This is a genomic window from Streptomyces sp. NPDC029164 (assembly GCF_055563995.1).
In genome coordinates this window covers 1-15,982 of record NZ_JBVHWW010000012.1, presented here as the reverse complement: position 1 = coordinate 15,982, position 15,982 = coordinate 1, and the positions used below count along the sequence as shown (strand labels likewise).

The following is a 15,982-nucleotide window of genomic DNA, read 5'->3' as shown; positions in this document are numbered from 1 at the left end:
GGTGGCCCGGGTCACCGAGGCGGGCGGGAGGTTCTGCCACCATGGTCCGCGGGCCAGTTCCTCCCCCTTCTGCTGCCGGGCGTCGCCGTGCGCGTCGGGCGGTGCGGAACGCCCGTTCCCTCCGCCTCCTGCGCTTCGCGCTCCACCCTGGGTCCTGCCTGTGTCTGCCTCTGTGTCCGCGTCCTCTTCCGCCCCCGTGCCCGACCGCTCCGTCGACCGATCTCCGTGGCGCTCCCTCCGCTACCGCAGCATGCGCTGGTGGGCCGTCGCGAACTTCGTGTCCAACGCGGGCACCTGGATGCAGCTGACGGTACAGAACCTTCTGGTCCTGCAGATCACGGGATCGGCGGCCGCCACCGGCCTGTCCGTGTCCATCCAGATGGCGCCCGGCCTGCTCCTCGGCCTTGCGGGCGGCGCAGCCGTCGACCGCTTGCCCCGCAAGCTGACCGCTGCCGTCGCGCAGGCCCTGCTCGGTGCGGTGGCGCTGGTGACGGCCCTGCTGGTCGCGCTGGACGGTCTCGATCTCCCGGTGTTGCTGGCGCTGGCCGCGGTGACCGGCCTGATCGCCACGGTCGACGGCCCTGCGTGCGCGCTGCTCGGCAACGATCTCGTCCGCGCCCCGGACGTGCCGTCGGCCATCGGGGTGGGTTCGCTCGTCCACAGCGCCGGCAGGCTCGCCGGCGCCGCACTCGCCGGCGTGGCCGTCGGCTTCCTGGGCACGGCGGCGGCCTATGCGGCCAACGGCTTGTCGTTCCTGTTCGTGGCCTGCGTGATCCCGTTCCTCAAGGCGGCCCGCCCCCATGCGGCAACCCGGCCGGCGGAACCCTCCCCCACTGAGCGGCCGGCACCCGAGACGGTCGCGGCGCAGGGCATGAGCGCCCGGGAGGGGCTGGCCTTCTTCATGCGGCGCCCGCGACTGGTCGCCCTCGCCGCCCTGAACGGGGTCAGTGCGCTGTTCGGCCGCAACTACTCGCTCACCCTGGTGGTCCTGGTCACCGGACCCCTCGCCGGGGACGCGGGTTCCTTCAGCAAGGTCTCCACCATGCTGGCCGTCGGCGGGATCGTCGGGGCGGTCCTGGGCGCCCGGCTGCGCAGGCCGAGCGTCCGCATGGTGGCCGTCCTGACCCTGGCCGGGGCCCTCCTGCAAATTCTCTCCGGGTTGGCCCCTTCCCTCCTGGTGCTCCTGGTCCTCGTCGTGCCCATGGCGATCGCGGAATCCGTCGGGGACACCGCCCAGTCCACGGTGCTCCAGACGGACCCGCCCGCCCACATGAGGGGCCGTGTGCTCGGCGCCTGGTCCAGCATCCGCACCGTGTGGGGGTTGGCAGCGCCGCCGATGCTGGGCCTCTCCATGGAGCTGGCCGGTGTCCGGGTCACACTGATCGTGGGCGGACTGGCCATCGGCACGTTCGTCGTCACGGGCTACCTGCTGAAGGGCCGCAAACCCCGCGGCGGAGCGCTCATCCCGGTTCCCGAGGCGGTCGTGCCCACACGGGCCCGGCTGAGCACCGCCGCCTGACCGCGCCCCAGGGCGTCCGGCCCGGGCCGCTCAGGGGGCGGGGGAACGGGCATCGGAGGCGGCCCGGGCTGCGCGATCGGCGAGCCCGGTCGTGGAACGGCCGTCGAGGTAGGGCAGTACGACGGCCTGACCGCCCCAGGCGCGCAGTGCCCGCGCCTCCGGAAGATCGTCGGCCGAGTAGTCGCCGCCCTTGACCCACACGTCAGGCCGCAGGAAGCTCAGCAACGTCTGGGGCGTGTCCTCATCGAAGGCCACGACGGCGTCGACGCTGCCGAGCGCCGCCAGCACCCGTACGCGGTCCTCCAACGGGTTCAGCGGGCGCCCCGGCCCCTTGAGACGCCGCAGCGAGGCGTCAGAGTTCACGCAGACGATCAGGCAGTCGCCGATCCGCCGCGCGCTGTCCAGCAGGCCGACGTGCCCGGCGTGGAGCAGGTCGAAGCAGCCGCCCGTGGCGACCACCGTTCCGCCCCGGGCCCGTACGCTCGCGGCCGTCGCGAAGGCGTCGCCGCCCGCGGGCCGGGCGAAGCCGCTCCGGGAGGACGCTCTCCACAGGTCGTGGTCGCAGGCGCCACCCGCCGCCACGAAGGCCGCGGCAGCGGCCACCGCCTGCTGTACCGCCTCCTCGGGCAGGCCTCCGTCCGCGAGTGCGGAGGCCGCCACTGCGGCGAAGCAGTCGCCCGCTCCGCACGCGTCGCCCACGGCTCGGTACGGGGACGGTACGAGCATCGGCGCCTCGGACAGGGGACGGGTCAGCAGGACCCCCCTTTCGCCGAGGGTGACGGCCACCGCAGCGGCACCCCAGCGCTCCGCCAGCTCCGCGCCGCGCCGGGCGTGCGCCGCCAAGGAGTCCCCCTCATCGGGGCACAGCGCGGTCGCCTCCGCCGCGTTCGGTGTCACCAGGCGGGCTCCGGGTACCGGTGGTCCGCCCCGCGGGTGAGGGTCCCACACCAACGGGACGCGGCGGGCGCTGTCGGTCAGCAGGGGTCGCAGCGCCTGCGCCGTGCCCCTGCCGTAGTCCGCGACCAGGACGGCGTGCGCGTCAGCCAAGGCCCGGCCCACGGCAGCATCGGGGGGCCCGACCCGGCCGCCGCCCCGGTCGACGCGGACCAGGGGACGGCCGTCGGCCAGCACCCGGGTCTTGACCGGCAGGGAGCCTTCCAGCGGAAGCCCCACCAGCCGGACACGGCCGTCCAGCAGCTCCCGTACGCGGTTGCTGGCACGGTCCTCGCCCAGTGCCGTGATCAGGATGACCTCCCGGCCGGAACGGGCGGCCAGCACAGCGGCCAGTCCGGCGCCTCCGGGTCGTGAGAGGTCGTCGGTGACGTCGACCACGGGCGCCGGGGCATCCGGAGCAAGACGGGACGCGACCCCTTGGATGTCGCGGTCCAGCAGGACGTCGCCGACCACGACCAGCGGTTCGCGGCCGGTCACGGAGTCCTCCTGACGGCGGCGACGGCGCGTCGAGGCGCCGTCCTGACGACGGCGGTGCCGGAGGGGGCAAGGGCCGCATCGAAGGATTCGCACAGCAGGTGCACGGCCACCAGGTGGGCCTCCTGCACGGTCGCCGTCGAGGCGGCGTCGATACACAGCGACTGGTCGGCGGCCTCCGCCAGCGGGTTGGGGGCAGCTCCGGTCAGGGCCCACACCTCCACGCCCGCCGCGCGGGCCGTCATCGCGGCCGACAGCAGATTGCCGCTGCGCCCCGACGTCGACAGCAGGACCAGGACGTCACCGTCCCGGCCGTGCGCCGCGACCTGCCGGGCGAAGACCTGCTCGAATCCGTAGTCATTGCCGATTGCGGTGACACTGGACGTCTCGGCGTGCAGGGCGATGGCCGAGTAGGCCGGCCGCTCCTCGCGGTAGCGGCCGACCAGCTCAGCGGTCAGGTGCTGTGCCTGGGCAGCGCTGCCGCCGTTGCCGGCCGCGAGAAGCCGACCTCCCGCGGGGAGCACTGCGGCGAGCCGTTGTCCCCAGTGGGCGAGCTGGTCCAGACTTTGGGCGCGCAAACGTCTCAGCGCGTCCTCCAGTGCCTGGCAGTGCTGTTGGGCTCCTGTGGTTGCGGGAGATCGGCTCATGGCGTTGGGGCGGCCGCTCGGGAGAGCAGACCGCACCCCACCTCCTTCAGGCAATCGGTACTGCACGGAGACCGGTCCGGTCGTGACCGACCGGACACGTTCGTCTGACAGAGGCAGGACGGACTGAGGAGCGGCAGAGGGGGCTCACGTCGTCGTCCCGGCGACCACGAGCCGACCGGCGAGCACCGAGCGGTAGGACCGTTCCGTCGCGGCGGCGACCTGGGCCCAGCCGTAACGGCTCAGGACGCGCCGTCGCCCGGCTTCCCCGTACGCCCGGCGTAGTGTGTCGTCGGCCAGCAGTTCGGCGGTGGCCGACGCGAGCGCGAGGACGTCTCCCGGCGGCACGAGGCATCCGGTCTCGCGGTCGGCGACGGTGTCCTGCTGGCCGCCGACGGCGCTGGCCACGACCGGCCGGCCGCAGGCCATGGCCTCCAGCGGCACGATGCCGAACGGCTCGTAGTCCGCCGGGCACAGCACGACGTCGGCGCTGCGCAACAGGGCCGGCACGCGGTCGCAGGGCACCGCGCCGACGAAGCGCACGCGGTCGAGGACTCCCGCCTCCCGGGCGACGGCGCGCAACCGCCGCACCTCGGGATCGGAGTCGAGACTGCCGGGTGGGGGGCCGCCCGCGATCAGGAGCTCCGCCTCGGGTAGGCGGGCGAGAGCGGCGATGGACAGGGCCGCCCCCTTGCGGGGAACGAGCCGGCCCAATTGGAGCAGCCGGTGGCGGTGGGCGGTTCCGCGCTCGGCGACCGGTCCGTCCGGCCGGAACCGCTCGGCGTCCACGCCGCACGGAACGATGTCGGCCTTGTCCTCCGGGATGCCCATCCGGGCGAGTTCGGTGACCTCGTCGCGGCAGGTCGCCACGACCCGGTCGCAGCCGAATCCGACCTCCCGCTCGCAACCGATGCGTGAGGGCGGACTGGTGTCGGCGGCTCCCTGGTGCCGCCGCTTGACGGTCCCCAGCGCGTGGTAGGTGTGCAGCATCGGCAGAGCCAGCTCCCGCGCCGCCGCGAGCGAGGCGAGCCCGGACATCCAGAAATGCGAGTGAACCAGGTCGGGCGGCCCGGTCTCCTGCCAGTGGCGCATCAGGTAGTACGAGAACTCCCGCATGTGCGGCAGCAGTTCGTCCTTGGGCAATGGTTCGGCCGGTCCCGCCGACACGTGATGCACCGTAACCCCCGGCCGCAACCGGCTGCTTTCCGGCAGCTCCCGGGAATCCCGCCGCGTGTACACCGTGACGCGGTGACCTCGGTCGGCCAACGCCCCGGCCAGGCAGGCGACGTGCACGTTCTGGCCGCCGGCGTCGACACCGCCGAGTGTCGCGAGGGGGCTGGCATGCTCGGAGACGAGGGCCAACGACAGGGGCCGGAGCCGGTGAGGCGTCCGTATCGAACGGGCGGTGGGGGGTGTCATGACCAGACCTCCGTCATCAGTCGCTCCCAATCGGCCAAGAAGCGTTTGAGGCCGTACCGTTCGAGCGCGGCCTGCCTTGCGCGCTCGCCGTCCTCGGCGGCCGCCTCGGGTTCGTTGAGGTAGTGGACGACCGCTCGGGCCAGCACTTCCGGCCGGGTGGACAGCACCCCGGTGCCGGGCAGGACGGCCTCCACGGCCTCCGTGGCGGCCAGCGCCACGACGGGCATGCCCAGGTGCATGGCTTCCAGCAGCGACAGCCCCAACGAGGTCCAGCGCACGGGGTGGAGGTACAGACGGCGCTCCGCCATCGCCGCGTGCAGCTCGCGCTGGGGCAGCTCGTAGGCACGGCAGCGCTCTTCGGGCAGCCCCAGGTGCTCGGCGATGCCCTGGGTGCGCATGCCGAAGACGTCCAGCGGCGCCGCCCGGGCCAGCTCGGGCAGGAGGTCCGTTCCGGTGTGACGGCCCCGCCTGATCGGTTCGTTCGTCACCACCGCCGCACGGGGGAGCGCACCGGTGTAGAGGTGCCCGGGGTCGACGATGCCGTGTTCGATGACCTCGGTGCGGGTGGCACCGTTGTCCCAGAACAGCCGGTTGAAATGGGTGACGTGGACCAGTGTCAGGTCCTCGCGGTCGGCGCAGGGGTGACGGGTGCGCGGTACGTCGCCGTCCGGTGCGTTGTGTTCCAGGTACACGGCGGGAACGTCGCGTCCGGGGCGGCGGCCCAGCCAGCGCTCGGCCAGCTCCATCTCGTGGGGCCGCTGGAGCACGACCAGGTCCACCGGAGCATCGGCCAGTTCGGCCGGCGTGACCTCCCGCACCGAATCGGGCCAGCTGAAGGTGCGGGCGCGGCCCAGCCCGTCGGGCCCCCGGTCCGGGGTGACCGGTACGAGGTAGGTGTGCGGTCCCTGGACGAACGCGGTCGTCCAGGAACCGTGCACGTGCCACAGCAGGATGTTCATACGGTCACTCCTCCATCGGTCTCGCTCGGCTCGGGCGATCGCGGCCGGCGGCCACCCGTCCGGCTGTCCGTGAGGAGTCCGGCGACGGCCGCCAGCACCTCGCCGTCATCCACCGAGTCCAGACAGGGGTGCCCCTCGACGGGGCAGACCCGCGCCCTGCTGCCCGCGCACAAGGCCCGCTGATCGCCGAGCAGCACGTGCGGCACCCGGTACGGCCGCCACCTGTCGACCGGCACCACCGGTGCGAACAGGCACACCACGGGCGTACCGACGGCCGCGGCCAGATGGGTCGGACCCGTGTTGCCCGCCACCACGACCTGCGCGCCGGCCAGGACACCGGCCAGCTCGTGCAGGTCACCCGTGACGCCGCCCAGGTCGAGTCCGTGACGGCCGGCCACCTCGGCGGTCAGCCCCTTCTCCGCAGGGCTGCCGGTGACCACCACCCGGTGCCCCGCCTTGTGCAGCGCGGCCGCGGCACGCGTCGCCCTGGCCGGGCTCCAGGCGCGGGCGGCCACCGCGGCTCCCGGGTGCAGTACCACGTAGGGTTCGGGGCCGGTCAACCGCGTCGTGTCGGGCGGGACGGACACGCGGAGGGCGCCGTCGTCGCCGTCGGGCAGCGTGAAACCGAAGTCGCGCACCAGGTCGAGCGCCGCGTCCGCCTCGTGCCGGCCCGGCAGCCGGTGGTGGCGCAGCGCGAGCAGGGATCCCGGGTACTCCTCGCAATCGGCCGCGACCTGCTCCACTCCCGCGAGCGCGAGCAGCAGGGCCGCCGGCAGCGGGGACTGGTGGTGGGACACCAGGACCACGCCACGGTCGAAGCGGCCGGCTGCCAGGGCGTCGACCAGCAGGCCGCACTCCTCGCGCGAGGTGCGGCCCGGCTCCAGCCCCACCCAAGGTGCCTCGTACACCAGCACCTGGTCCACGCCGGGCAACAGCCGAGCCGCGGCGACACCCTGCGGCCCGCAGAGCAGCGTGGTGTGGGACGAGCAGGCCGCCACCGCGCGCACGGCAGGACCGGCCAGCAGCACGTCCCCGGCGCTGTCGAGGCGTACGACGAGACTGCGCGGGGCGTTCATCCGCCACCGCCGACAACGTGCGGGCGCTCCCGCACCGGTCCGCGGATCGGCACGACGTCCGTGCCCCGGCCGGCTCCGGAACCGGCCGGGGACGAGAAGAGGCGCACGGCGGTGAGCAGATCGCACGCCGCCTCGCCGGCGGCCGCGACCTCTTCGGGACGGGTCACGGGCGTCGGCACCAGCACCCCGCGCGCCCCCGCGGCGGAGGCGGCCCGCACGTCGGAGCCGATGTCCCCGACGACCACCGTGCGTTCGGGGGCCGCGCCCAGCCGCTCACACGCGGCGAGGATCAGGCCCGGAGCGGGTTTGCGGCAGCCACAGCCGTCCGCAGGGCCGTGGGGGCACACGGCCCACACGTCGAACGGACCGAACAGTTCGTCCACGCGTCGGCGTACCGCCGCCACTTGCTCCTGCGTCAGGAGCCCGCGGGCGACGCCCGACTGGTTGCTCACGACACCGACCGGAACCCCGAGCTCGCGCAGCGCGGTCACCGCGGCCCGCGCCGTGGGCATGGGAGAGACCCGGGCGGGGTCGCCGTTGTACGGGACGTCGACGACGAGCGTGCCGTCACGGTCGAAGAGGACCGCTTCCGGAAGCCGGCCTGCCGTCCCTGACCGCCGCGGGATGCGGGCCGCACCGGGGCGGTCCCACAGCCAGGGGAGGGCTCCGGCCGGCGACCCACCGACGGACGTGCCTCCGGCGGGCCTGTTCCTCATGACCGCACCTGCTCGCGGGGGACCTCCTCCGGAGCCGCCGAGCGGCTCCCGGGCGGCGCCGCCGGATCCGCTCGGTGGACACGGCGGTGTACGACCGTCCCGCGCAGCCAGTGCCAGACCGCCACAGCGGGGATGACCGCGCTCGTGAGCGCCATGGTGACGACCTCGGACCGGGTGCGCGGGCCGGGTGCGATCCGGGCGGCGGCGAACTCGGCGGTGCCCGCCATCCAGCCGGCCGCGCACCACGCGGCGGCGCCCCTCCTGCCTGTCACCGCACAGCCCACGGCCGCGGCGGCGGCCGCGGTCACGGCGACATGGCGCGGCAGGCGCCCGCGAGGAGCGCCCGCCCGATGCCACCAGTCGTGCCCGTGCAGTTGGCCCATCAGTACGTCGTCGGCGTTGCCGGCCTGGAGCCGGACCGAGATCCAGCGGTCTGCGGGGCGGACCGGATGAGTGGTACGGCGACTTCCGGGGCTCAGGACCCAGCCGCCTTCGATCAGGCGCAGGGCCAGCTCCGCATCCTCGCGGAAAGCGCGCCGGAAGCGCTCGTCGAAGCCGCCCGCGGCGTCCAACGCCTCCCGGCGAAAGGCCATGTCCGCGGTGATCCAGCGGGCGGTGGCCAGGCCTGCGGTGTTGCGCTCCCAGTCCGTGGGGCGGCGGCCGGACGAAAGGGGGACGTCGATGCGGGCCGTGACGGCCGCGGTGTCGCGGGAAGCCGACACCAGATCACGCGCCAGGTCCTCGCCCCAGCCCTGTCCCGGCACCACGTCGTCGTCGAGGAACACGATCCAGGGCACCGGACCGGCCGCCCGCATTCCCGTGTTGCGGGCGGCCGCGGGGCCGCGGGCCCGGCCGGCCACGACGGTGGTGATCGAGTGGAGCACCGGGGGAACGTCCAGGGCCGGCGGAGTTCCGTCGGGGCCGGGACGGTCGTGTACGAGAACGATCCGCACCGGGCCGCGCCCGGAGACCGTCGTGGCCGCCACGGCGTCCAGGCAGGCCCTGAGGCTGGGCCGGCCGAGGGTGGGCACGACGATCGCGTACGGAGGCGGGGGCGCGGACGCCTGGAGCATGGTGGTCAACCTTCCTCGGTGGTACGGAAGATGCCGTCCCGGCGCACGGCGTAGGGCCCGATGGCCAGCAGGTCCACCGGCGACGAGCCGAAGCACTCCAGGGCGTCCCGGGGGTCGTCGACCATCGGCCGGCCGGCGGTGTTCAGACTGGTGTTGACGACGACCGGCAGTCCGGTGCGCTGTTCGAACTCGGTGAGCATGCGCGCCACCAGGGGCTCACGCTGCGGATCCACGGTCTGGATGCGGGCCGTGCCGTCGACGTGGACCACGGCCGGGATGCGCTCGCGCCAACCGGCAGCCACGTCGTGCACGAACAGCATGTACGGGCTGGGCAGCGGTCCGTCGAAGATCTCGGACGCCCGCTCGGCGATCACCATCGGGGCCACGGGGCGGAACTGTTCGCGGCCCTTGACGTCGTTGAGACGCTCCAGGTTCCCCGCGTGCCCGGGATGGGCCAGCAGCGATCGATGCCCCAGGGCCCGCGGCCCGAACTCCGAACGCCCCTGGAACCAGGCCACGATGGCGTTGTCGGCGAGCGCCTCCGCGACGGTGACCGCGATGTCCGGGGGCCGCTCGAAGGGGACTCCCGCCGTCTTGAGCCAGGCACCGAGTTCGGCGTCCGACCAGTCGCGGCCCAGATCCGCTCCGGCCATGGGCTCGGGGGCGTCCCCCGCCCCGGCGGCGAGGAGCAGCGCGGAACCGAGCGCCGTTCCCGCGTCTCCGGCGGCGGGCTGGACCCACACGCGGGAGAACGGGCCCTCGCGCGCGATGCGGGAGTTGGCCACGCAGTTCAGCGCGACGCCCCCGGCGAGGGTGAGGACGTCGTCGTGGGTGCGGCCGTGGAGCCAGCGGACCAGGTCGAGGAGCGTCTCCTCCAATACGGCCTGCGCACTGGCGGCGAGATCGGCGTGGGCCCCGGTCCACCACTCGTCCGCGCCGCGGGGTGGACAGAACTCTTTCCAGGGGACACCGGTGGCGTGGAAGCCGCCGTCGCCCGTGGGGTACACGTAGCGGCGGAGCTCGGCCAGCATCCGTGGGCTTCCGTGGGAGGCGAGTGCCATCACCTTGAACTCGTCGGAGGACCTCAAGAACCCCAGGTGCTCGGTGAGTTCCTCGTAGACGAGTCCGAGCGAGTGCGGGAGGTCCTGCGCGTACAGCGGCTCCAGCCTGTCGCCCATCCTGCGCGCCGCCAGGTGCGAAGCGCGTTCGCCGCGTCCGTCGAGGACCAGGACGGAACTCCGGTCCGCGCCGTCGGCCGCGAACGCGCCGGACGCGGCATGGGCCATGTGGTGCGGAACGAAGCGCACGAGGCCGGGGTCCAGGCCGGGCAGGGCGGTCGCCAGGAATCCCGGGGCCTCGCGCGCGTACGTCTGGCGGAGGTGGTCCCACGGATCGTCCAGACCCATGGCGTCGGCCGGCCGCGCCAGAGCGGGGTCGTAGGAGTACGCCACGGCGTCGAGGTCCTGCGGACGCAGGCCGGCACGCTTCAGGCACCAGGCCGCGGCCTGTTCCGGCAGTTCCCACGCGGAGAAGGGCACCGGCCGCTTGCCGTGCTTGCGACGGGAGAACCGTTCCTCCTCGGCGGCGGCGACCGTACGGCCGTCGATGACGAGTGCGGCGGAAGGGTCGTGGAAGAGCGCGTTGATTCCGAGAATGCGCATCGTGAGAGAGACCTTTCGGCTGGGGGTGCCGGGCGGGGCCGCGCACGGGCAGGCGCAGCTTCCGGCGCACGTCCGAGGGAGCCCGCAGGGGGTCAGTCGTCGCAGTGCGCGCGGAACCAGGCGATCGTGCGGCGCAGCCCGTCCTCCGCCCCCACTCGCGGCTCCCACTGGAGCTTGTCCCGCGCCAGCGTGATGTCGGGGCAGCGCACGGTCGGGTCGTCGGTCGGCCGCTCGATGAAGTCGATCTCCGAGGAGGAACCGGTCAGTTCGACGATCCACCGCGCCAGCTCCAGCATGGTGAGTTCGTCGGGGTTGCCGAGGTTGACGGGCCCCCGCATCCCGTGGTCGGCCGCCGCGAGGATACCGGCGACGGTGTCCTCGACGTAACACAGCGAACGGGTCTGCAGGCCGTCGCCGGTGACGGTCAGGGGGGTACCTGCGAGCGCCTGACGAATGAACGTGGGAACGGCGCGACCGTCATAACCCCGCATGCGCGGACCATAGGTGTTGAACAGCCGCACGATGCACGCGTCCGTACCCAGGGCCGAGGCGTGAGCCGTGCTCAGCGCCTCGCCGAAGCGTTTGGCCTCGTCGTAGACGCTACGGGGGCCGACGGGGTTGACGTGCCCCCAGTACCGCTCGTTCTGGGGATGCTCCTGCGGATCGCCATAGACCTCGGACGTGGAGGCGAGGACGAAGCGGGCCCCGTTGCGGTGCGCGAGTTCCAGGGCGTTGCGCGTGCCGAGACTGCCGGCCTCCAACGTGTGCAGCGGCAGCCGGAGGTAGTCGGCGGGGGAAGCGGGCGAGGCCAGGTGCAGAACGAGGTCCGGGTCCCTTCGTACGCTGAACGGCCGCGACACGTTCGTCTCCTGCAGGGCGAATCCGGGATGGTCGACCAGTTCCGAGACGTTCTCGGGCCGCCCTGTGCTGAAGTCGTCGACACAGGTGACGGCGGTCCCTGCGGCCAGCAGGGCGGAGCACAGGTGCGAGCCGACGAAGCCCGCACCGCCGGTGACGACAGCATGCTCCCAGCGCGGCACATGCGATGAGCCCATGGTGATCTCCTCGTGCTGACGGGGACAGCGCGGGACGCAGGAACCGGGAGGGGCGGGAGGTGGGCCCGCTCGTGCCGGGAAGAACCCCGCAGGTACGCCCCTCAGCCTGCTGGAGCCGGGGTGGACCGGCACGTGGGAGCAGGCAATCGGGTGACCGCGGCCGTGGTCAGGCGAGGACGACGCAGGCGGCGGCAGGGACGTCCAGCCTGCCGGCCAGGTGGAGTCGCCCGCTGCCGGGATCGGTTTCGAACCAGGTGACGTCACCGGACCACTCGTTGGACACGTACAGATGACGCGCCGACGGGCCGACCGCCAGATGCCGCGGCCATTGACCGCCGCAGTTCGCGACATCCGTGATCCGTGGCATCTCGGGGCCGTCGGACAGCGACAGGGTGGTGATGAGGTTGCTGCCCCGGATCGCCGCCCAGACGAAGCGGCCGTCCCCCGAGACGAGCGCGACCGACGGGTACTCCCTGGCGTCCGCCGCGTCGTCGCCCGAGCCCAGCGCGAGCTCACCGGTCCGGTGCAGGCGCCCCGAGCCGGCGTCCCACCGGCAGACGGTCAACTGCGGTTCCAGCTCGTGGATCACGTAGGCCACGTCACCGCGAGGGTGGAAGGCCACCTCCCGGGGACCGCTCCCGGCACGCAGCGGCGTCTCGGTACGTACGCGGAGGGGCCCGCCGGCCGGATCGGGCACGCACACGCGTACCGAGTCGGTTCCGAGGTCCACGCTGAGCACCCAGCGGCCGCTCGGATCGGGCATCACGTGGTGGGCGTGCGGGCCGGCCTGTCGTTCGGGGTCAGGCCCGCGGCCGCGGTGGCCGAGGACGACGGCGGGGCCCTCCACACGTCCGTCGTGCGAGACCCGGAGAACGCTCACGCTGCCCGACGTGTAGTTGGCGATCAGCAGCCGGTCCCCGAGGACGCTCAGGTGTGCGGGACCGAGGCCGTCGACGGATACGGGCCGTCCGAGCGGGGTGAGACCGTCGGCGGTGATCCGGTATGCGGCCGCCAGCCCGTGATCGGTCCCCCCGGCGGCGTAGAGCACCTGTCGGTCGACGGACAGGGCCAGGCACGAGGCGTCCCCGAGACCGTCGACGACGCTCAGTGCGGTGAGCGCCCCCGTCACGGGGTCCACGGCCGCCGTGGTGATCCCGAGGCCTCCGCCGGAGGTGAACGAACCGATGTACGCGCGCTGCCCGACGCCCTGGTACGTGCTTCCCGCGCCGCCCACCGGTGGGTCCTTCCGCCGTCAGTCCGCTGCTACCGGGCGAAGCTAGCAGCCGGCTGCCACGAACCCGCGTCGACCGCGCCGGTAGGGGACAGCAGGCTCAGCCGCCAGGCCGTAGTCGCCTGCCAGCCGCCCGCACACCTGAGTCGGTCGCGGATCGGCGGGCAACCGCGGGGTGCCCGCCCTGCACCCGTGCCTTCCTGGTCGTCCGTCCAGTCCGGCCGTGGCCAGACGCACGGCGACGGCGCGGCCGATTCCCGAGTCGGAACCGGTGACCACCACCGTGGTGGGGGAAAACCTCAGAGGGCGGATCATGGTCGAGCCTCCCGTCAGGGCCAGGAGGGTTCGCGACGGGGCACCACGACCAGTTCGCCGACCACGCTCCCGGCGGGCACGGACAGCGCGTACATGACCGTGTCGGCGACGATCTCCGGGCTCTGGAGCAGAGCGGTGTCGGCTTCCGGGAACCGGTCCATGATGAAGGCGGTCTCCATTCCGCCGGCGATGATCCCGGTGACACCGATCCCGGTGCAGTCCCGCTGCGCCTCCTTGAACAGGGTGTGGGTGAACGCCCGCAGCCCGGACTTGCTCGCCGCGTAGGGGCCCGCTTCCGTCCAGGTCCGGTTGGCGGCGGTGGAGAGGATGTTGACGATGTGGCCCCCGCCGGCGGCCACCATGCGCCGGTACGTCTGCAGGCACAGGTACATCGGGCCGAGCAGGTTGGTGGTCACCACGTGTTTGACCTCCTCCGCGGTCAGGTGCTCGACGGACTTGGACACGTCGACGGCCGCATTGTTGACGAGGACGTCCACCCGACCGCCGTCCGCCTCGACGTCCCCGAGGACGGCCGCCACCGCGTCGGGGTCACACACGTCCATCTCGACGAAGCGGGCCCGGCCGCCCGCCACGACGAGGTCCGCGCAGAGCTCCTGAGCGAGGTCCTTGCGCACGTCGGCGACCAGGACGGAGGCGCCGGCTGCTGCGAGCCGCCGCGCGATGGCGGCGCCCAGCCCCCGGGCCCCGCCGGTGACCAAAGCCTGCTTGCCCGTCAGGTCGACCTGTGCCGCGCTGTTCATGCTGTGCCTTGCCTTCCCTCGGTTCCGGCGGGCCGGCGCCGCCCCGCAAGGGGAAGGGGCCGGCGCCGTCGCGTCGTGTGGGACTCACTCTGCGCAGGGACCGCGCACCGGGCGCGCGGGGTTAGGCCACCAGGCGGCGCTCACGTTCCTTTCCGGGGAGCCGGCGGCGTTCCCGGGCCGGGCCGGGACTGCCGGGTCATGGACGTCCGCCTCGCCCCGCCGCGCAAGAGGGTGCCCGGCACCACCAACCCGGAGCAGCTGTCGCGGCCGGTTTCGCCGCGTGCTTCACCTCCGCGCTCGCCGAGGTCGCCGCCGAGTTCGGGGCGGACGCCACGCCGCCGCGCGCGTGGCCCGCATGAGCGGATCCCGGCGCCTCGCGCGCACTTGGGAAATCTTCCCCGGCTCGGGCTACTCGGCCGCGTGGTCGACCTCGCCCGGGGCTCCCTTGACCGCGCGCGGACGCGCTGTCGCTCTGGACCCCGAGCCGTACTGGCTGACGTACACGCTCGAAACCTCCGACGGCTACGTGACCTCGCGCCTCCACGTCACGGTCGAGACGGCGGCGCCGACTCGGGAGTCGGACCTGCGCAACGACTCCGGACGCTGAACCGTGGACGGCGCGTACCGCCCCGGTCTCGACGGCTCGCTCGACTGCGAGGTGGGCCTCTGCCCGCTCACCAATACCCTGCCCGTGCTCCGCCACGGCCGGCATCGGCGGCCCGCAACCGGACCGCACCACTTCCTGATGGCCTGGGTTTCCGTCCCGGACCTCGCCGTCAGCGCGCACCGGCAGACGTCCACGTCGCGGCTTCGAGGTCCCCCTCCGTTGACGGGGGCACGCAACATTCTTGCGTGAATTGCGATAGTCTTGCGTTCATGACGCGACGACTTGCTCAAGTGGCCAAGAAGGTGGGAGTCAGCGAGGCGACGGTCAGCCGTGTGCTCAACGGCAAGCCCGGTGTCTCCGAGGCTACGCGGCGGTCCGTCCTCACGGCGTTGGACGTGCTCGGATACGAGCGGCCCACCCAGCTGCGCGGCGAGCGCGCGCGCCTTGTCGGGCTCGTCCTGCCCGAGTTGCAGAACCCCATCTTCCCCGCGTTCGCGGAGGTGATCGGCGGCGCGCTCGCGCAGCAGGGGCTGACCCCCGTGCTCTGTACGCAGACCAAGGGCGGCGTCTCCGAGGCCGACTACGTGGAACTCCTCCTCCAGCAGCAGGTGTCCGGCGTGGTCTTCGCCGGCGGACTGTTCGCGCAGGCCGACGCGCCGCACGACCACTACCACCAGCTGGCGGAGCGCAACATCCCGGTGGTCCTCATCAACGCCTCCATCGAGGGGCTCAGCTTCCCCTGCGTCTCCTGCGACGACGCCGTCGCCGTCGAGCAGGCGTGGCGCCACCTCGCCTCGCTCGGGCACGAGCGGATCGGGCTCGTCCTCGGCCCGAGAGACCACATCCCGTCGCGGCGCAAGCTCGAAGCGGCCCGCGCGGTGGCCGAAGCGGCGGGCTCCAAGCTGCCCGACGAGCATGTCGTCCGGTCGATCTTCTCCCTCGAAGGAGGGCAGGCGGCCGCCAACCGCCTCCTGGAGCGCGGGGTCACCGGCATCGTCTGCGCCAGTGACCCGCTCGCCCTGGGGGTCATAAGGGCCGCGCGCCGGCGCGGGCTCTCGGTTCCGTCGCAGGTGTCGGTCGTCGGATTCGACGACTCCGCCTTCATGAACTGCACGGAGCCGCCCCTCTCCACCGTCCGCCAGCCCATCGAGGCGATGGGTCGCGCGGCGGTCGAGCTGCTCTGCGCCCAGATCCAGGGCACGCAGACCGACCCCGGCGAGCTTCTCTTCGAGCCCGAGCTCGTCGTGCGGGGGTCCACCGCTCCGCCGCCGCTCGGCTGAGTCAAGGCCCCTGGGCCCCCGGGCTCCTTCCCCCCTTTCCCCCTTCCCTTCTTCCCTCCTTCATCGTTCCTCGGCTCCGGGGGGGGGGGGGGGGGGGGGGGGGGGGGGGGGGGGGGAGGGGGGGGTGGGGGGGGGGGGGGGGGGGGGGGGGGGGGGGGGGGAGGGGGAGGGGGGAAGGGGGGGGGGGGGGTGGGCGCTCTGGAATCCTTAGCGGAAATCGGCGGCGAGGCGGTGATCA

At 73.4% G+C, this 15,982-nt stretch carries 15 protein-coding genes; 4 read left to right on the top strand and 11 right to left on the bottom strand.

Translation table 11 applies throughout. The features are described from left to right. Positions 1-250 precede the first annotated feature (250 nt). Complete coding sequence (locus ACZ4VT_RS13710; protein WP_467949244.1) at positions 251-1,519, top strand: MFS transporter; 1,269 nt, start codon at positions 251-253, stop codon at positions 1,517-1,519. A 30-nt stretch (positions 1,520-1,549) separates the two neighbouring features. Here ACZ4VT_RS13710 and rfaE2 read toward each other — a convergent pair whose 3' ends face one another. From rfaE2 to ACZ4VT_RS13655, 11 genes are all read right to left on the bottom strand, one after another. After that, positions 1,550-2,950 carry a D-glycero-beta-D-manno-heptose 1-phosphate adenylyltransferase gene (gene rfaE2, locus ACZ4VT_RS13705; protein WP_467949242.1) on the bottom strand — a complete coding sequence of 467 codons (1,401 nt, stop codon included), beginning with the start codon at positions 2,948-2,950 and terminating at the stop codon, positions 1,550-1,552. Next, positions 2,947-3,594 (bottom strand): D-sedoheptulose-7-phosphate isomerase, encoded by a 648-nt coding sequence (locus ACZ4VT_RS13700; protein WP_467949240.1) that lies wholly within the window; start codon positions 3,592-3,594, stop codon positions 2,947-2,949. The genes rfaE2 and ACZ4VT_RS13700 overlap by 4 nt, the downstream gene beginning before the upstream one ends. Positions 3,595-3,738: 144 nt before the next feature. After that, positions 3,739-5,010, bottom strand: coding sequence for a glycosyltransferase (locus ACZ4VT_RS13695; RefSeq protein ID WP_467949239.1), 1,272 nt, complete (start codon positions 5,008-5,010; stop codon positions 3,739-3,741). After that, complete coding sequence (locus ACZ4VT_RS13690; RefSeq protein ID WP_467949237.1) at positions 5,007-5,969, bottom strand: glycosyltransferase; 963 nt, start codon at positions 5,967-5,969, stop codon at positions 5,007-5,009. Before ACZ4VT_RS13690 ends, ACZ4VT_RS13695 begins: the two co-directional genes overlap by 4 nt. After that, positions 5,966-7,045, bottom strand: a complete 1,080-nt coding sequence (locus tag ACZ4VT_RS13685; protein ID WP_467949235.1) for a glycosyltransferase family 9 protein — start codon at positions 7,043-7,045, stop codon at positions 5,966-5,968. Before ACZ4VT_RS13685 ends, ACZ4VT_RS13690 begins: the two co-directional genes overlap by 4 nt. Then, positions 7,042-7,761, bottom strand: a complete 720-nt coding sequence (locus ACZ4VT_RS13680) for a D-glycero-alpha-D-manno-heptose-1,7-bisphosphate 7-phosphatase (protein WP_467949233.1) — start codon at positions 7,759-7,761, stop codon at positions 7,042-7,044. Before ACZ4VT_RS13680 ends, ACZ4VT_RS13685 begins: the two co-directional genes overlap by 4 nt. Next, positions 7,758-8,834, bottom strand: a complete 1,077-nt coding sequence (locus ACZ4VT_RS13675) for a glycosyltransferase family 2 protein (protein ID WP_467949231.1) — start codon at positions 8,832-8,834, stop codon at positions 7,758-7,760. Before ACZ4VT_RS13675 ends, ACZ4VT_RS13680 begins: the two co-directional genes overlap by 4 nt. A 5-nt stretch (positions 8,835-8,839) precedes the next feature. Beyond that, entirely contained in the window at positions 8,840-10,495 is a 1,656-nt protein-coding gene (locus ACZ4VT_RS13670) for a carbamoyltransferase family protein (RefSeq protein WP_467949230.1), read from the bottom strand. 92 nt (positions 10,496-10,587) lie between these two features. Next, positions 10,588-11,550: an NAD-dependent epimerase/dehydratase family protein gene (locus tag ACZ4VT_RS13665; protein ID WP_467949228.1), complete on the bottom strand. Its 963-nt coding sequence runs from the start codon at positions 11,548-11,550 to the stop codon at positions 10,588-10,590. Positions 11,551-11,716: 166 nt separating this feature from the next. Next, entirely contained in the window at positions 11,717-12,784 is a 1,068-nt protein-coding gene (locus ACZ4VT_RS13660; protein ID WP_467949226.1) for a lactonase family protein, read from the bottom strand. A gap of 326 nt (positions 12,785-13,110) precedes the next feature. Beyond that, the gene (locus ACZ4VT_RS13655; RefSeq protein WP_356810964.1) at positions 13,111-13,857 is read right to left on the bottom strand and encodes an SDR family oxidoreductase; all 747 of its coding nucleotides are present in this window, start codon (positions 13,855-13,857) and stop codon (positions 13,111-13,113) included. A gap of 355 nt (positions 13,858-14,212) precedes the next feature. Between ACZ4VT_RS13655 and ACZ4VT_RS13650 the strand changes: the two genes are divergently transcribed. The 3 genes from ACZ4VT_RS13650 to ACZ4VT_RS13640 are packed head-to-tail and all read left to right on the top strand — an operon-like array spanning position 14,213 to position 15,744. Then, on the top strand, positions 14,213-14,464 hold the full coding sequence (locus tag ACZ4VT_RS13650; protein WP_467949224.1) for a putative glycolipid-binding domain-containing protein: 252 nt from the start codon (positions 14,213-14,215) through the stop codon (positions 14,462-14,464). Positions 14,465-14,467: 3 nt separating this feature from the next. Continuing rightward, a complete protein-coding gene (locus tag ACZ4VT_RS13645) occupies positions 14,468-14,713 on the top strand; it encodes a putative glycolipid-binding domain-containing protein (protein ID WP_467949222.1) in 246 nt (81 codons plus the stop codon). A 20-nt stretch (positions 14,714-14,733) separates the two neighbouring features. Continuing rightward, the gene (locus ACZ4VT_RS13640) at positions 14,734-15,744 is read left to right on the top strand and encodes a LacI family DNA-binding transcriptional regulator (RefSeq protein ID WP_467949220.1); all 1,011 of its coding nucleotides are present in this window, start codon (positions 14,734-14,736) and stop codon (positions 15,742-15,744) included. Positions 15,745-15,982: the final 238 nt, after the last annotated feature.